The 15335-nt window shown below is 66.6% G+C and carries 14 protein-coding genes and 1 riboswitch; of the genes, 1 reads left to right on the forward strand and 13 read right to left on the reverse strand.

The annotated features are described in order from the left end of the window. Window positions 1–12 precede the first annotated feature (12 nt). From BTO02_RS15905 to BTO02_RS15960, 12 genes are read right to left on the reverse strand one after another with little or no spacing between them, the layout of a single operon-like run. A complete protein-coding gene (locus BTO02_RS15905) occupies window positions 13–1230 on the reverse strand; it encodes a beta-ketoacyl-[acyl-carrier-protein] synthase family protein (protein WP_232243375.1) in 1218 nt (405 codons plus the stop codon). Then, window positions 1227–3746: an MMPL family transporter gene (locus BTO02_RS15910; RefSeq protein ID WP_075157847.1), complete on the reverse strand. Its 2520-nt coding sequence runs from the start codon at window positions 3744–3746 to the stop codon at window positions 1227–1229. Before BTO02_RS15910 ends, BTO02_RS15905 begins: the two co-directional genes overlap by 4 nt. Further along, window positions 3746–4501, reverse strand: a complete 756-nt coding sequence (locus BTO02_RS15915; protein ID WP_075157848.1) for an outer membrane lipoprotein carrier protein LolA — start codon at window positions 4499–4501, stop codon at window positions 3746–3748. The genes BTO02_RS15910 and BTO02_RS15915 overlap by 1 nt, the downstream gene beginning before the upstream one ends. Beyond that, window positions 4489–4935, reverse strand: a complete 447-nt coding sequence (locus BTO02_RS15920) for an acyl-CoA thioesterase (protein ID WP_442953427.1) — start codon at window positions 4933–4935, stop codon at window positions 4489–4491. Before BTO02_RS15920 ends, BTO02_RS15915 begins: the two co-directional genes overlap by 13 nt. Next, window positions 4913–6559: an HAL/PAL/TAL family ammonia-lyase gene (locus tag BTO02_RS15925; protein WP_075157849.1), complete on the reverse strand. Its 1647-nt coding sequence runs from the start codon at window positions 6557–6559 to the stop codon at window positions 4913–4915. Before BTO02_RS15925 ends, BTO02_RS15920 begins: the two co-directional genes overlap by 23 nt. Beyond that, a complete protein-coding gene (locus tag BTO02_RS15930; protein ID WP_083615144.1) occupies window positions 6546–8438 on the reverse strand; it encodes a glycosyltransferase family 2 protein in 1893 nt (630 codons plus the stop codon). The genes BTO02_RS15925 and BTO02_RS15930 overlap by 14 nt, the downstream gene beginning before the upstream one ends. Next, window positions 8435–10222, reverse strand: a complete 1788-nt coding sequence (locus BTO02_RS15935) for an AMP-binding protein (protein ID WP_075157850.1) — start codon at window positions 10220–10222, stop codon at window positions 8435–8437. Before BTO02_RS15935 ends, BTO02_RS15930 begins: the two co-directional genes overlap by 4 nt. After that, the gene (locus tag BTO02_RS15940) at window positions 10219–10875 is read right to left on the reverse strand and encodes a hypothetical protein (protein WP_075157851.1); all 657 of its coding nucleotides are present in this window, start codon (window positions 10873–10875) and stop codon (window positions 10219–10221) included. Before BTO02_RS15940 ends, BTO02_RS15935 begins: the two co-directional genes overlap by 4 nt. Further along, window positions 10875–11126, reverse strand: coding sequence for an acyl carrier protein (locus tag BTO02_RS15945; protein ID WP_075157852.1), 252 nt, complete (start codon window positions 11124–11126; stop codon window positions 10875–10877). The genes BTO02_RS15940 and BTO02_RS15945 overlap by 1 nt, the downstream gene beginning before the upstream one ends. Before the next feature lie 3 nt (window positions 11127–11129). Beyond that, a complete protein-coding gene (locus tag BTO02_RS15950) occupies window positions 11130–11429 on the reverse strand; it encodes a phosphopantetheine-binding protein (RefSeq protein ID WP_075157853.1) in 300 nt (99 codons plus the stop codon). Next, the gene (locus BTO02_RS15955; RefSeq protein ID WP_075157854.1) at window positions 11410–12198 is read right to left on the reverse strand and encodes a lysophospholipid acyltransferase family protein; all 789 of its coding nucleotides are present in this window, start codon (window positions 12196–12198) and stop codon (window positions 11410–11412) included. The genes BTO02_RS15950 and BTO02_RS15955 overlap by 20 nt, the downstream gene beginning before the upstream one ends. Then, window positions 12182–12883: a beta-ketoacyl synthase chain length factor gene (locus BTO02_RS15960; protein WP_075158918.1), complete on the reverse strand. Its 702-nt coding sequence runs from the start codon at window positions 12881–12883 to the stop codon at window positions 12182–12184. The genes BTO02_RS15955 and BTO02_RS15960 overlap by 17 nt, the downstream gene beginning before the upstream one ends. 577 nt (window positions 12884–13460) lie before the next feature. Continuing rightward, a riboswitch (yybP-ykoY riboswitch) is annotated at window positions 13461–13691 on the forward strand. Between the two features lie 12 nt (window positions 13692–13703). On the opposite strand from BTO02_RS15960, the gene BTO02_RS15965 reads away from it, so the two are divergent. Further along, window positions 13704–14276 carry a TMEM165/GDT1 family protein gene (locus tag BTO02_RS15965; protein ID WP_075157855.1) on the forward strand — a complete coding sequence of 191 codons (573 nt, stop codon included), beginning with the start codon at window positions 13704–13706 and terminating at the stop codon, window positions 14274–14276. 124 nt (window positions 14277–14400) lie between these two features. Here the strand turns inward: BTO02_RS15965 and BTO02_RS15970 are convergent, their stop codons facing one another. Next, window positions 14401–15132: a DUF4136 domain-containing protein gene (locus BTO02_RS15970; protein WP_075157856.1), complete on the reverse strand. Its 732-nt coding sequence runs from the start codon at window positions 15130–15132 to the stop codon at window positions 14401–14403. Between the last annotated feature and the right edge of the window lie 203 nt (window positions 15133–15335).

The raw sequence follows: 15335 nt of genomic DNA on the forward strand, positions 1-15335 counted from the left end.
TCGTCATCCCGTTCAACCCGCGAGAATCAGGCTGCAATTGCTGCCGCCGAACGCAAACGAATTGCTCATCACGTAGCGTGTGCCGGCGCCGCGCGGCAGATACCGCTCGCTCTCGACGAGGTCGAGCCGCGGCAACGCGGGATCGGTCTGTCCGTCCCAGCAGTGGCGCGGCAAGGCCATGTGTTCGCGCGCGAGCGTGAGCCATGCGAAGCCGAGTTCGGTCGCGCCGGCCGCGCCGAGCTGATGGCCCGTATACGGCTTCGTGCCGCTTGCCGCGACGCCGTCGGCGAACACGCGCGCCATCAGGTGCGATTCCATTTCGTCGTTCTTGCGCGTTGCCGTGGCGTGCAGGTTCACATAACCGATCGCGGACGGTGCGAGTCCCGCGTCGTCGAGCGCCGCGCGCAGCGCGAGTTCGCCGCCCGCGCCTTGCGGGTCCGGCGCCGAAATGTGATGCGCGTCGCTCGATTCGCCGCAGCCGACGAGCGCGACCGGACCTTCGTCGCGGCTCATCAGGAACACGGCGGCGCCTTCGCCGACATTGATGCCGCAACGGTTGACGCTCATCGGGTTCGTGCGCGTCGCGCTCGTCGATTCGAGCGACGCGAAACCTTGCACGGTCAGCTCGCACAGCGAATCGACGCCGCCGGCCACGACGGCATCGCATAGCTGCAGTTGCAGCAGCCGCCGCGCGGAGGCGAACGCTTTCGCGCTCGACGTACAGGCGGTCGACACGGTGAACGCGGGGCCGTCGATGCCGAGCACGGCAGCGGCGAACGGCGCCGGAGCGCCGATTTCCATCTGCCGGTAGTCGAAGCCCGCGGGTATCGTGCCTGTCTGAGCCCGATGCGCAAACGCCGCCTCGGCTGCGCCGATGCCCGACGTGCTCGTGCCGAGCACGACACCGATACGGTCGGCGCCGTAACGCTCGCGCGCCGCTTCGACGTGCGGTGCGATCTGGGCGAGTGCGGCGAGCAACAAGCGATTGTTGCGGCAGTCATAGGGCTCGAGCGGCGCCGGCGGCGCGCACTCGAGCGCAGCGATCACGCGGCCGGCAAATGCGTTGCCGATCCCGGTCGCAAGCGTGGTCATGCCCGGCGCGTGCCCGGCGGCGAGTGCGGCCGCGATCGTGTCGGGATGATCGCCGAGCGCGTTGATCATGCCGAGCGCGTGCAGATAAACCGGTTGCTTCGATATGTGCATCTTTTGAGTGGACGGCAACGCGCTCATGCAGTCCTCCGCGAATCCGGCGGCATGCCGATCGGCGCGAGCACCACCGCGAGCGCGATACCGAGCGCGAGCGTCATGCCGAAGCTGTGCAGCGCCGGCATCGCGCTGGCGCCGAGCATGCCGAACGACAGCAGCGTGGTGGCAGCGGACAGCAGCACGCCGGTCCACACTGCGCCGAGATCGGCGCCTGCGCGCATGCACCCCTCGCGCAGAAACACCGCGTAGTTCGAGCCGACGCCGAGCACGAGCATCAACGCGAGGCAGTTGAACAGATTGAGCGGAACACGCGCGTAGCCGAAGGCGGCGAGCGTCAGCGCGATCGCGAGCAGCACCGGCATCGTCACGGCGATGCCGCCACGCGGACCGTACCGGAACATCGACAGCGCGAGCACGAGCACGAGCGCGCCGGCGAGCCACAACGCGCTATCGACGCGATACGCGCCGAACAGCTTCGATACGCTTGCCGCCTTGTCGACGAATACGACACCGGGCAGCGCATGCGCTACGGCGACGAGCGCAGGCAGATTGCCGGCGTTCACGCGTTGCGGGATCACAAGCGCCGCGTAGCCGCGCACACCGGTATCGGCCGCGTCGAGCCACAGATGACGGAAAGGCCGCGACCATGGCGCGCCAAGCCAGCGGTCGATCGTGAGCGGCACCGCGCTCGCCGGCTTTTGCCAGGCCGCCAGCCATGCGTCGGCGACATCGTCGCGAAAGCCGGCGCTCACGAGCGTCGTGCGCAACGCGGCGCGGTCGTCGAAGACGCGCTTCGCGAGCCGCGCATGATCGGCCGCCTGGCGCCTGGCGGACGGCACGAACGACGTCACCGACTGCCAGCCCTCCACCGACGATGCGCCGCTCAGCGCATCGAGCCGCGCGCCGAGCGCTTCCGCGCGCTGCAGCGCGACTTCGGGCGTTTCCCCTCGCACGACGAAGAACTGCGCGGTGTTGTCGATGCCGATCGCGGCGCGAATTGCATTTTCCTGTATCGCCAGCGACGGATCGCGATTGATCAGCAGATGGATGTCGTCGTCACTCGACAGCCGCAGCCAGCCCGGTACTGCGGCCAATAGGAGCAGCGCGGCGACGATCCACGCGCGGCGGCCATCGAGCAGCGCGTGCCAATGCGTCAGCAGCCGCCCCCCCGCGTCGAACAGTGCGCGCGAGTGCCGGTGCGGCTCATGCGACGCGTCGCCCGGGTGGCTTGCGTGGCTCGCGCGAATCGCGTGGCCCGATCGATCGGCGTACCGCTGCTGCATGCGCGGCATCAACTCGGGTAACAGCATCAGCACCGACGCGAACGCCGTGCAAATGCCGACGATCGCGAAACATGCGATCTGCCGCAGCGCCGGAAACGGCACGCACGCGAGAATCGCATAGCCGAGCAGACTCGTTGTCAGCGCAACGGTCAGCGCGGGACGTACCGCGCGCGCGGCGCGCTGCGCATCGGAGCGCGCGCGCTGCGTGGCCGCGCGACGGCCATCGCGATCGCGCGCGCCACCAAGCGCGACGACGAAGTACTGAATCGAATAGTCGACCGCCTCGCCGATCAGGCTCGCACCGAACACGAGCGTGACCAGATGCAGCTTGCCGAACACCAGCATCGTTGCAGCGAGCGCGCAGACGATGCCAAGCGCGGTCGACACGAAAGCGAGCACCAGAAAGCGCGGCGAACGGAACACCCATAGCATCAGCAACGCGATGCCGCACGCCGATGTCGCGCCGATCAGATGCACCTCGCGCTCGGCCGCGGCCCGCGCCGCCTGCGCATAGAACACGGCGCCGGTGCGGGCCAGCGTCACGTCGGGAAAGTGCGCCTTCAACAGCGTCTCGCCGCGCGAACTCGCGTGCAACACGGCCTGTTCGAGCGGCGCGTCGTAGGCCGAGCCCGGCAGTGTCGCGACGACGAGCACGCTCGTCGCGGCGCCGCGATGCGCAACCAGCAGCCCGTCTTCGATGCCGAGGTTCGACGTCGCGAGCGGCAAGGCGGCGAGCCAATGCTCGAGCCAGCCAAACGGGTCGTCTGCGAGCGGCGTCGCGAACGCGCCGTGCACCGGGTTGTACAGGCGCCGCAGCAACGCGTCGTGCAGCGACATCGAGGCATCGCCGAGTGCGGCGCGGTCCGCGGACGTCAGCAAGCCGAAGCGGTAAGGCAGATAGAGGCCGCTGATCTGCGAGAGGTCGAACGGCGGCAGTTGCGCGGTCACCGTGCGGAACGCGCCGCTCGCCGAGAGCGTCGCCGCGAGCGCTTTGGCCGCCGCTTTCGCGTGGTCGCCGTCGTTGCCGGTCACCACATATACGGTGCGGTCGCCGAGCGCGGCCGCGAGCGTATCGACCGCTTTCTCGGCGACCGGATCGGCTTCGGTCTGCGGCAGCAATTCGAGCAAATTCGTTTGCAAAGGCGACGGGCCCGTGAAACGCCACGCGCAATACAGCACCGCGATCAGCGCGAGCACGAGCCAGACGGCCCGGATGCTCCAGCGCTGCCGCGCAAGCCGTCGCTGCGTGAGTTCCATTACGACGACGCTCCAAAGAGCGCGCGCTCGGCCGGCGTCGGTGCATCGACGGCGCTGCTGCGCGTAAAGTCGAGTTGCGTCACGTCGCCGTTTGCGAGCGTGATGCGCACCTGCTGCAGGTATGCGCCGCCGCTCATCTGCAGGCTTCTGATCGCCTGCGCGAGCTGCGGCTGGTTCGGCTTGAGCAGCATGCGCCATTGCTGCGGCGTGCCGCGTGCGTCGACCTCGAACTGCGCATAAAGCGCCGAGAGATCGCCGCCGAACATCGCGCGCATCATCCGCGACACCTGGGCGACGCCCTGCGCGCCGCCACCCGTGCGCGGCATGCCCGCGGTCTTCACATGCTGACCATTCGCGTTCACTTCGCTGACGCCGGCATCGTCGATCACGTAGGTCGTTTTGTACGGTGTGTCGATATGCCAGATCACGCCGCGCGCGCGGAAAAACAGCAACGAGCCCGTGCTCACGAGCGGCTCGCGCATCGCGGCGAGCGTCTGCGTTTGCGTGAACTGCGCACGCACGCCGTTCATATGGCCGAGTCCGGAAGCAATCGACGCGACAAGCCCCGGATTGCCTGCGCTCGCGGCAGCCGCGCCTGATGCCCCATTTGCTGCCGGCGACGCCGCCACCGCATCCACGCAGCGCAGTAGAAGACCCGCAGCGCCTACCGACAAGGTCAGCGCCGCAACGACCGCCACAGTCCCGGTTGCCAGGGCGCACACGCGCCGAAATCGTTGTGCGTTCAAGCTTTCCATACGCGCTCCAGTTTCTCGAATACGACCGGCGGCGACTCGAACTGCAGTTCCTGCGATGCGGCGTCGACGGCGACCTGAATCGTGTAGCCCTTCGTCAGCCGCGTGCCGGACGCGCGATCGACGATCGTGTAGCCGATCTTCAGACGGTTCCGATACTCGAGCAGCTCGGCGCGCACTTCGAGCTGCTGCCCGTAGGTCGCCGGCCGCACATACTTCAGATGCGCCTCGACGATCGGCCACAGATAGCCGGATGCCTGCATCTCGCGGTAGTCGTAGTCGAACGCGCGCAACAGCGCCGCGCGGCCTATCTCGAAGTACTTCAGATAGTTGCCGTGCCAGCACACGTTCATGGCATCGACGTCGTGAAACGGCACTTCGACGAAACCGCTCGCCGCCAGTACCGGCACACTATTAGCGAGCTCGTGCATCTGCATCGCTGCTCTCCTCGCGAAACACGTCGGCGAACGCATCGACGAGTGCGCCCTGCGCGATCTGCGCGGTCAGCGCACGCAGATCCGATTCGAGCGCGCGGTCTTCGTCGACGAACGGCGATTGCGCGTTGACGCGCTGCGCGAAGCCGGCGAGCGGCGCGGGCACGAAGGTCCCGGCCGCCTCGCGTACGCGCAGCCGCAAGGCCTGCACGGCTGCGAGCGTATGCGCGGCCGCGACCTGCTCGGTCAGTTCGATCACGCGCAGGCAATCGCGCGCGGCAATCGTGCCCATGCTGACCTTGTCCTGATTGTGCGATTCGGTCGACCGCGAAAACACGCTTGCCGGCATCGTCAGCTTCAGCGCCTCGGCAGTCCACGCGGACGACGATATCTGCACGGCCTTGAAGCCGTGATTGATCGGCGCGCGCGCGGACGTCGCGCCGGACAGATTGCGCGGCAAACCATTGTTGAACTTCTCGTCGACGAGCAGCGCAAGCTGGCGGTCCATCAGGTCGGCGAGATTCGCGATCGCCGTCTTCAACGAATCCATCGCGAACGCGATATGGCCGCCGTAGAAGTTGCCGCCATGGAGCACACGCTCGCTGTCGGGATCGACGAGCGGATTGTCGTTTGCGCTGTTCAGTTCGTTCTCGACGTCGCGCCGCACCCAGGACAGCGCGTCGCGCGCCACGCCGATCACATGCGGCGCGCAGCGGATCGAGTAGCGGTCCTGCAGACGGTGGCCCGGCGTATCGTCGCGGCCCGCGAGGTCGGCACGAATCCACGCCGCCGCTTCGGCCTGCCCCGCATGCGGCTTCGCGTCGAAAATCAGCGCGTCGAAATGCGCGGCGCGGCCGTCGAGCGCGACCGTCGACAGCGCGGTCAGGCGCGTCGCAATACGCGTCAGATGATCGGCGCGCGCGAACGCGAGGCACGCGAGGCCTGTCATCACCGCCGTGCCGTTCATCAGCGCGAGCCCTTCCTTCGGCGCGAGGGCGAGCGGCGCGCGGTCGAGCTCGGCCCACACGCCGCGCGCCTCGCGCAGCGCGCCGTGGAACATGACCTCGCGTTCGCCGACGAGCGCGGCCGCGACATACGACAGCGGCGTCAGGTCGCCGCTCGCGCCGACCGAGCCCTCCGACGGAATGCGCGGCAGGATCCGGTGGTTGATCAGATCGGCGAGGCGCTCGAGCAGAACCGGCCGCACACCCGACAGGCCGTACGCGAGCGAATTGAGGCGCGCCGCGATCACCGCGAGCGTTTGCGCGTCGTCGAGATACGCGCCCATGCCGCAGCCGTGATAGCGCGTCAGTTGCAGCGGCAACGCGGCGACGAGATCCATCGGCACGTCGACGACACAGGCTTCGCCGTAACCGGTATTGACGCCGTAGACGGTCGCCCCTGCCGCCAGATGGCGGCGCAGGAATTCGGCGCCGCGTTCGATACGCGCGCGCCACGCCGGGTCCGCGCTCAACGCAACCGGCACGCGCCGCTGCGCGATCGCCACGACGTCTTCGATCGCGATGCGCCGGCCGCCGATCACAACCGGCTGTTGCGCGGCGCCCTCGTTGATGGTTGCGTGCGCATCGATTGTGCGCGCGTCGCCGCTCAGGTCATGCTCGGCCATTTGCTCCCCCATTGCTTCGCGTCGACGCGCGCACGAAGCGATCCTGTGCGGGCTGCGTCTTCACCGGACGCGCCCAGAAATCGTAGAAGTTGAACCACTGGTACGGCGCCTTGCGGCAGTAGTATTCGAGCCGCGCGGCATAGCGTTGCGCCCATGCGGCCAGATGCGCGAGCCGCTCGCCGCGCGGCAGTTCGATGCGTTCGGCGAACGGCTCGAAGTAGACGCGGTAACCCGCGCGTGCTTCTTTCAGGCAGAAGAACAGGTAGACCGGGCAGCCGAGCGCATGCGCGAGCACATACGGCCCTTGCGCGAACGGCGCGGTCGCGCCGAGGAACTGTGCGTCGATCGTGCGCCCCGATTCGCTCGCCGGCACGCGGTCGCCGACGATCACGAGCAGTTCGCCGGCATCGATGCGCTCCTGCATCATCATCGACGTCTGCGGCCCGAAGTCGCTGACTTCGACGAGACGCTGCGCGAACTGGCGGTTCGCGCCGGCCAGCACGTGGTTGAAGCGCCGCGCATGCTCGGTATAGACAATCGCGGTGATCTTCACGTAAGCGCCGCGTATCGCCAGCGCGCGCATCATTTCGAGGTTGCCGAGATGCGCGCCGATCACGAGCGCGCCGCGGCCGCTCGCGGCAAGCGCTTCAAATGCCGAAGGGTCGTCGAACGCAATTGCGTCGACGTTGACACGGCCAGACCATGCGGCAAGTTTATGCAGGCCCGCCAGCGCGAAAGCGTGCATTTGGCGGTAAGCGCTGAGCCAGCCGGGGCGCGGTATCCGCACTGTCCGAATGCGCTCGCGCTCACGCGTTGCCTCGCCGGCTTTGTCGGTATGCGTTGCATCGTCCGCGTCGCTTTGCGCCGCATTCGCAAGGCGCGCGAAGTAGACGCGCGATGCATTGCGCGCGGCGCGGCCGGTCAGCAGGAAGTACGCGACGATCGGGTGCAGCCACCAGCCCGTCACGCGCAACCCGAACAGCCGGCAACTGAGCGCGAGGGTCTGCATGCCGAGCCGGCTGCCGCGTTCCGCGATGCGCGACCAGTGATGCGGGTTCGCGGGCGGTGGCGAGGAGGCGGCGGCGTTCGCGGCCCCGTTTGGCGCTTCACCCTGCACGATCGGCGTGCCGGCTTCGCGCGGCATCAGCTTGTGCGCGAGCAGCATCGGCAGACGCCACAACATCCCGCATACGAGGCGCGTGTGGCTGCGCGAGATACGCACGTTGTCCCAGAACACGTCGAAATGCGACACACCGTCGTGCGCGTAGGTGACGCGCGTCGCAAGCGTGCGGAACGCGAGTCGCCGCCAATACAACCGCACGAGAATCTCGATGTCGAAGTCCATGCGTTCCGGCAACGCCACATCGTCGATGAGCGCGCACGCGGCCGCGAGCGGATAGAGCCGGAAGCCGCACATCGAATCCCCGATCGTCAGCGACAGCGTTTCGATCCACACCCACACATGCGTCAGATAGCGGCCATACAACCGCGCCTTCGGCACACTCGCATCGTAGACCGGCCGGCCGATCACGACGGCCGCCGGTGCAGCGCGCGCGGCTTCGATAAAGCGCGGCACGTCGGCTGCATCGTGCTGCCCGTCCGCGTCGATCTGCAACGCGTGCGTGTAGCCGGCGGCACGCGCGGCGCGCAAACCGTCCATCACGGCCGCGCCCTTGCCGCCGTTCTTCGGCCGGCGCAGCAGCGTCAGTTGCGGCGCATACCGATCATGCAGCGCGCCGAGCACCTCGCGCGTCGCGGCGTCGCTGCCGTCGTCGACGAGAAAAATCGGCAGCCCGTGCACCGCGAGCTTCGCGAGTGTCGCGCCGATCGCCTCCTTGTGGTTGTAGATCGGCACCACGATGCAGGCGGCGAAGGTCACGCGACCTCCCGATAGACGATCACGCCCGACGCGCAATCGCGATCGCCGAGCCGGTACGCGAACTGCACGCGGCGCCGCGGCGCGTCGTGCGAGAGCGTCAGCGCGAGCAGCGCGCCGGGCCGCACGGGCGCCATGAATTTGAGCCGGTCGACCGATGCAAGCCCCTGAATGCCGGGCACCTGTTCGGACGCGAGGCGGATTGCCCAGTCGATCTGCACGACGCCCGGCAAAATCGGCACGCCGGGAAAGTGGCCGTCGAAATGGATCAGCGACGGCGGGACACGCAGTTCGTAATGCAGATCATTACCGTCGCGTGCTTCCGCGAGCACTTCGACGCCTTCGGCGCGTGGCGCGAACGCCTGTGCGAGCGCCGCGGCCGGCAGTTTGCCGCGCGCGTCGTGGGGCAGCGCGATCCTGAAGCGCCAGCGGCGCGGCAACACGACCGCGTCGAAATACGTTGCGAGATGACGATGCAGCGTTCTGGCGAGCGCGATGCGCCCGCTCGCGCACAGCATCGCACTGCCCGCGTCGGTTAATGCCACCACGGCGCCGATGCGGTCGCGCGACGCGCCCGCGAGCGGCACCGCCGCGGCCTGCGCCACATACGGGTGCAGCGTGAGGCGCGCTTCGAGTTCTGGCAACGACACACGCTTGCCGTCGAGCTTCACGATGCGGTCGAGCCGGCCATGCAGCGTGAAACGCCCGTCCGTATCGAATGAGACCGCGTCGTCGGTACGGTGCCAGTCGTCGTGGCCAAGATGCGGCGAACGCAGTTCGAGCGCACCGTCGGCGCCGCGCCGCGTTTCGATGCCGATCAGCGGCTGCCACGCGGACGACGCGCTCTGGCAGCGCCACGCGATGCCGCCGGTCTCGGTACTGCCGTAGACTTCCACCGGCGATGCGCCGCCGGGTGCGCACGCGTAGTCGCGCGCAGCCTCCTGCGCGAGCGGGCCGCCCGACGAAAAGAACGCGCGCGGCACGGGGGCGAGCGCCGCGAAGCCCGGCAAGGCGGGCCAGCGCGACAACTGCGCGGGCGCGGAAACGACAACCGTCGCACCGTATGCATCGATGCGCGCCTGCAGTTGCTGCGGCTCGTTGACCGCGGTTCGATCGAACGCGCGGCCGGCCGCTAGCGGCCACAGCACGCGAAACAGCAAACCGTAGATATGCCGATGCGGTACGCTCGCGACGACCGTCGCATCGGCCGCGAGGTCGCCCCATTGGCTTTCGAGCGTGCGCACTTCGGCATCGAATTGCGCGAGCGTTTTACGGATCGGCTTTGGCGCGCCGCTACTGCCCGACGTGTAGAGCGTGAGCGGCGCGTGCGGGTCGATCGCGGTGAATCGGGTGGCGATTTCGGAAGAAGACGCAAGACCGGATGTCGGAGCCGGCGAAGCCTCGCGCGCGATCGCCCGTACATCGGCGTCGGTGAGCGTCGCCTCGTATGCATCGGCAAGCTCGGCCAGATAGGCCGGCGTCGCATTCGCGGGAATGATCGGCTCCTTGCCGCATGCAAGGATGGCAAAGAGCGCACAGGCAAAGTCGTAAGTATCGTCGATGCACAGCGCGCAGCGCGCGCCATGCTGTCTGTCGACGTGCGCTGCAATCGCGCCGACGCGCGCGCGAAAGGCGGCATCGTCGATCGTCGTGGCGCGTCGTGTTCCGTCTTGTGTGCCGTCTTGTGCGTCGCCTTGAACGGCACCCTGTCCGTCGCCTCGTACGTCGCGGCAAATGGGCGTGCGCGCCGCACGCAAGCCGCGCAGCAAGTCGTGCAGCGCGATCATGCGGCCTCCGAGCGTGCCGGCGACGCCGAACGCGCAACGCGCGGCAACACGACGAGGTAACGCCACACGATCTCGCCGACGAACAGCAAGCCGATCAATCCATACGCGATCGCGCCGTTATAGAGCGACCACGCATCGCGCGGCCAACAGAGCGCCGTATAGAGCGAAAACGCGCCATTGAGCACGAAGAATGCGCACCACACCTGAGTGACATGACGCGTATAGCGCACTGCCGGCTCGCTCAGATCGCGCTTGCGCAGCCGTGCGAATTTCTCGATCATCGACGGCCCGCGCACGAGCGTCATGCCGAATGCGATCAGCAAGCCGAGGTTCACGAGACTGGGATAGAGACGCAGCAGCAGTTCGCTGTTCGTCGCGACGATCACCGCGGAGCCGCAGCCCAGTAACGCAGCGACGCTCCATTCGACGGCCGAAATGCGCTTGAGCGTCGCCGTGAGCGCCCCGCGGCGTGCGATCTGCTGCACGCAAAGCAGGCCGAACAGCGCGCAGCCGACGTAACGCGGCGCACGCGAGTGCCACGCGAACAGAATTACGACCGGATAAGCGAGTTTCGCTGCGACGTTCACCACGCGCGCCGTCAAGCGGCGCGCGGCGCCCGTGGCAGCTGCGGCATGCGGCGGATCCTGCTGCATCAGCCCTGCGCCGCGAGCAGCGACTCGACGGCAACGATCACATCGCCCACTGTGCGCACCGACTTGAATTCTTCCGGCTTGATGCGGCGGCCAGTCATTTCCTGCAGCTTGATCGCGAGATCGACCGCGTCGATGCTGTCGAGATCGAGGTCCTCGAACAGATGCGCCTCGGGCGTCACGCGTTCGGGATCGATGGCGAAGTTCTCGTTGAAGATCGCGCGGATGCGCGCGAGGATTTCTGCGTCGGTCACGTCCTATTCCCCCTTCTTTATTGTGCTGTCGGCGGCATCCGCCGGTTCGCGCTGGCTTGCCACCAGCGCCGCGAGCGTGCTGATCGAACGGAAGTGCTCGCGTGTGCTTTCATCGTTGGCGGCAATCGTGAGCTGGTAATGCTTGCGCAGCACGATGCCGATCTCGAGTGCGTCGATCGAGTCGAGTCCGACGCCGTCGGTCGCGAACAGCGGTGCGTCGTCGTCGATGTCGGCCGGCGTCAGGTCTTCCAGATCGAGCGCCTCGATCAGAAGCTGTTTGATCTCAAGCTTTAAAGAATCCATAGTCGAACAGATGCTGGGTAATGTGGGCTTCGATTGCGCTCGTCATGCGGCGTGCAGCGAGCGCGGGCGGCATATCGGGCGCGGTGAAGACATCGATGCCGATCGGCGCGAGCACGTTCACGCGCATATGAAACGGACGCGGCGGCACGTTGTACCAGCGCATGCCTTTCGTGAATGCCGGCGGATCGCAATCCATCAGCACCGGCAGGATCGGTGCGCGCGTGCCCAGGGCCATGTGCGCGAAGCCGCGCGAGAACGCATGCAACCGGTTCGGCGCGGGGCTGCGCGTGCCCTCGGGAAAGATGATCATCGTGTAGCCATCGGCGAGCTGCCGCGCGCCCGCTTCGACGAGCTCGACCGGGTCCGCGTTGCTCACATACGAGGCCGCGCGCACGATGCCCCAGAAACACGGGTTGCCCCAATGCGTGCTCTTCACGACGCAGCATGCGCGCGGCGTGAGCGACAACAGCACCATCACGTCGAGCCAGGTCGGGTGATTCGCGACGACGATCGCCGGCCGGCGTGCGCGCAAGGCGTCGGCGCCGGCCACGTCGAGCCTCATGACGCCCACGATACGCAGCACGCGGACCAGCGCACGAAAGAACACGTGGATCAGCACGGCCACGGCGCGCTGGCGCGCCGCGCGATGCGGCCACAGCGACGCGAGCGGAAACAGGAGCAGCGAAAACGCGAGCCCGCAGATGCCGAACGCGACAAAGCTCATGCCAGTGGCAACGAGCCGCCAGTAGTAATCAAGCCTCGCCGTCATGCCAGTTCCATTCCCATCTCGCGGAGCCGCTTTGCCACCGCGATGCGGCGCGTCCCTCGAGACACTGCAAGAGGGCCTCGCTTTGTGTAGCGAACGCGACGGTGCCCGGGTCGCCTGCGCATCTGCTTTCGCCCGACGTCGAGCATTCGAGGCGTCCGATTGCCGTCGACGCATCGAGCAGCACAGCGAGCGCGCCGCCCTTCACTTCGTCCTCGACCTTGCCGTATACGGCATCCGCTGGCTCGTCCGCATAGACCATCAATACGGGCGCCGACGGATCCGCCGCGTATTGCGCGTGTGCTTCTAACAGTGCGTAGCCGAGCGTGGCGGCGCCCGCCGACACCGCGCCCGCCGCGCTCCGGTCGCCGCGCGCGATGCCGAACAGGCCCGTCATCGCATTCAGTACCGACAGGCTGAACGACGTCGGCGAAACGGGCTCGCCCGCTGTCATCGCGTGCAGAATGTCCGTAGTCCGTCGCAATTCGCCATGCCGCGACGCAAACAGCACGCGCACGGCTTCGCGATCCGCGGCGCAGTCGTGCGCAACTTTCAGCGCAACGCGCGACAGACCGCTCAGACGCCGCCGCACGATCGGCTCGATAAAGCCGAGGTCGGGTGCTTTGGCTGCATTGACAGGCCAGGAAGACCAGCGAGCGACCGGAACGGTCCACTGCAGATTGGGCATATCGGTGTACGCGCATACGGGGTGGCCGGTGGGTAGAAAGGAGGCTTCGCGCACTGCATGACGCGCAAGCGCACCCTTCTTCGAGGGCATTCGCTGATCAGGGGTCCAGTATTTTCCTGTTTAGCGAGTTATAACGGCACCGGCCGCTGTTTATTGAGTGCGGGGCGCAAAGCTCTTCGAACGTGCTCCCTGCCGCGGCGTCCGCGACCGCCGAATGATACGCAACATTTTTGGATAAATCAGCCCAAAACCGGGATCCACGCTTATCCGTCTCTCACACGCGACGCATGGAGCGCGCGGCACTTGCGCCGGCCGTGATTTTTTAGCAGTTTTTTGGCGCAATTTTTTGCGCGCAGTTTTTCGGTATGCCAGGTGGCGTTCGGGCAATTTTTTCAGCGGTAGAAAATTCAATACGCATCGAAGTCGCATGAACTTGCGCATTCAGGATTCCGATACGCTTGCCCGAACCCAAGACGCGTCAGAACCTTCCGTTTTGCAATGAAATAGGCGAATAGGCTCGATCGGCGAGAAATGTAACGACAAAACGAGCAGGACACGCAAGGACGCGTGATATAATCCGCCGCTCATTGGGGAGTAGCCGCCCTGCTCGATGTCATGCGCCATGCTTTCAATCAGGTTTCAGGAAAGCTCGCACCGCACATCGTTCGCGGGGGCGTCTGTCAACAAACTTGGCCTGTACGGCCATGGCAGACGCAGCCTTTGGCCTGGCGAGACCGATGATCCATAGCGTGCCGCGACAGGGCCCGGCGCGATATGGGTCGTCGCTCGCTCACATCCGGCCCGGGGAAATCAATAAAACGTGGATCAGGCTTTTCTCATCTCGACCGGTGCGGTCGCACTCGCCGAAATCGGCGACAAGACACAACTCCTCTCGCTCGTTCTCGCAGCGCGCTATCGCAAGCCGATGCCGATCATCCTCGGCGTGCTCGCTGCGACGCTGATCAATCACGCCGGCGCCGGCGCGCTCGGCGCATGGTTAGGCTCGCTTGTCACGCCAACCGTCATGCGCTGGGCGCTTGCGGCGTCGTTTATCGGCATGGGGTTGTGGATTCTCGTGCCGGACAAGCTCGACGAAGACGAAGCGAAAACGAACCGCACGCACCTTGGCGTATTCGGCGCGACAGTCGTCACGTTTTTTCTCGCGGAGATGGGCGACAAGACACAGCTCGCCACCGTTGCGCTCGCCGCGCGCTTTCATGATTTTTTCGGCGTCGTCGCGGGCACGACGCTCGGGATGATGATCGCGAACGTGCCGGCGATCCTGCTCGGCGACCGCTTCGCGCACAAACTGCCGACGAAACTCGTGCATGGCATTGCCGCGGTGATGTTCGTCGTACTCGGCGCGCTTGCGCTGTTCGGCGTGGGGATTTGAGCGGCAGCCGGTTTGCCCGGGGGTAGCCAACCCGCGCCGCGGCAGCCCTTGCCGCAGCCGATGCCCTGACTTCAAACTTCAACGAGCGTTGCTGCGAGCTTTCGCAGCAACGCCGCTTCGACATTTACTGCACCGCCTTTGCGCCCGAAGCCGGCACGGCGGGCGCCGCGGCGCCCGCCGCGACTTCGTTCGGCGCGCCGCCCTGCCCATTGACCGGCAGCTTCACGGTTCGCACCACGCCATTGCCGAGCGGGAAATCGGCCATCGCGCTGCGCGCGAGATACGGCATCGCATAGACGAGCGACGGTTCGTCGCCGGAACTGCGCGCGGTCACGTTATAGACTTCCTTGCCGCTCAGACGATCGGTGATACGAATGCCGAGCGTCTGCGTGAACACCGGATAGCTTTGCGTCACATAGCCGCCGCCATAAGGCCCCCACGGGCCCCACGGACCCCATGGCCCGCCGCCCCAGCCATACGGACGACCCCAGTAGTACGGACCCGGCCACGGATCGTAGTAATAAGCCGGCGCCGAAGACACCGCCATATCCGAACGTGTGCCGTACGCAATGGCAACGAGGTAATGTGCCTTGTCCAGATCGACCTGGCTGAACGCATGTGTCGCCAGTTCGTTCGCAACTACCTGTTCGTACGTCGAGTCTTCGATGCTGTTCGCTTGCGAAGCGGTGCGCTGGAATGCGTAGGTGCGCGTCGCGTCGCTGCCGCCGTCCCAGTTCGAAAACGCGGTGACCTGCGTCGTCACATAGGACGTGCAGCCCGCCAGCAGCATCGCCATTGCGGCGAACATCAGCCCGGCGTGGCGTACCCATGGATGGGTCCTTCGATCGAGCTTCATCGTATTTCCTTTGTTTCGCTGTCGTCGCCCGCGCACGCCGCGCAGGCGGCCCCGATAATACGCTGACCCTGCCATCGCACCAAAAGTTCGAGCGTCGCAGGCCACGCACATGGCCGGTTCGTGCGGTGCCGACCATCTTGCGCAAGCTTCCGCGCAAGCGAAACACGAGCCGCCCGCAACGGGTTGGAAAGCCCGCGCCGGAC

This window comes from Paraburkholderia sp. SOS3 (assembly GCF_001922345.1).
Lineage (GTDB): Bacteria > Pseudomonadota > Gammaproteobacteria > Burkholderiales > Burkholderiaceae > Paraburkholderia.

Bases quoted from the DNA above. Each gene is read 5' to 3' on its own strand.
- BTO02_RS15920 (WP_442953427.1), bottom strand. From the start codon at position 4,935: ATGCAGATGCACGAGCTCGCTAATAGTGTGCCGGTACTGGCGGCGAGC.
- BTO02_RS15915 (WP_075157848.1), bottom strand. From the start codon at position 4,501: ATGGAAAGCTTGAACGCACAACGATTTCGGCGCGTGTGCGCCCTGGCA.
- BTO02_RS15955 (WP_075157854.1), bottom strand. From the start codon at position 12,198: ATGACGGCGAGGCTTGATTACTACTGGCGGCTCGTTGCCACTGGCATG.
- BTO02_RS15960 (WP_075158918.1), bottom strand. From the start codon at position 12,883: ATGCCCAATCTGCAGTGGACCGTTCCGGTCGCTCGCTGGTCTTCCTGG.
- BTO02_RS15950 (WP_075157853.1), bottom strand. From the start codon at position 11,429: ATGGATTCTTTAAAGCTTGAGATCAAACAGCTTCTGATCGAGGCGCTC.
- BTO02_RS15925 (WP_075157849.1), bottom strand. From the start codon at position 6,559: ATGGCCGAGCATGACCTGAGCGGCGACGCGCGCACAATCGATGCGCAC.
- BTO02_RS15940 (WP_075157851.1), bottom strand. From the start codon at position 10,875: ATGCAGCAGGATCCGCCGCATGCCGCAGCTGCCACGGGCGCCGCGCGC.
- BTO02_RS15905 (WP_232243375.1), bottom strand. From the start codon at position 1,230: ATGAGCGCGTTGCCGTCCACTCAAAAGATGCACATATCGAAGCAACCG.
- BTO02_RS15935 (WP_075157850.1), bottom strand. From the start codon at position 10,222: ATGATCGCGCTGCACGACTTGCTGCGCGGCTTGCGTGCGGCGCGCACG.
- BTO02_RS15970 (WP_075157856.1), bottom strand. From the start codon at position 15,132: ATGAAGCTCGATCGAAGGACCCATCCATGGGTACGCCACGCCGGGCTG.
- BTO02_RS15910 (WP_075157847.1), bottom strand. From the start codon at position 3,746: ATGGAACTCACGCAGCGACGGCTTGCGCGGCAGCGCTGGAGCATCCGG.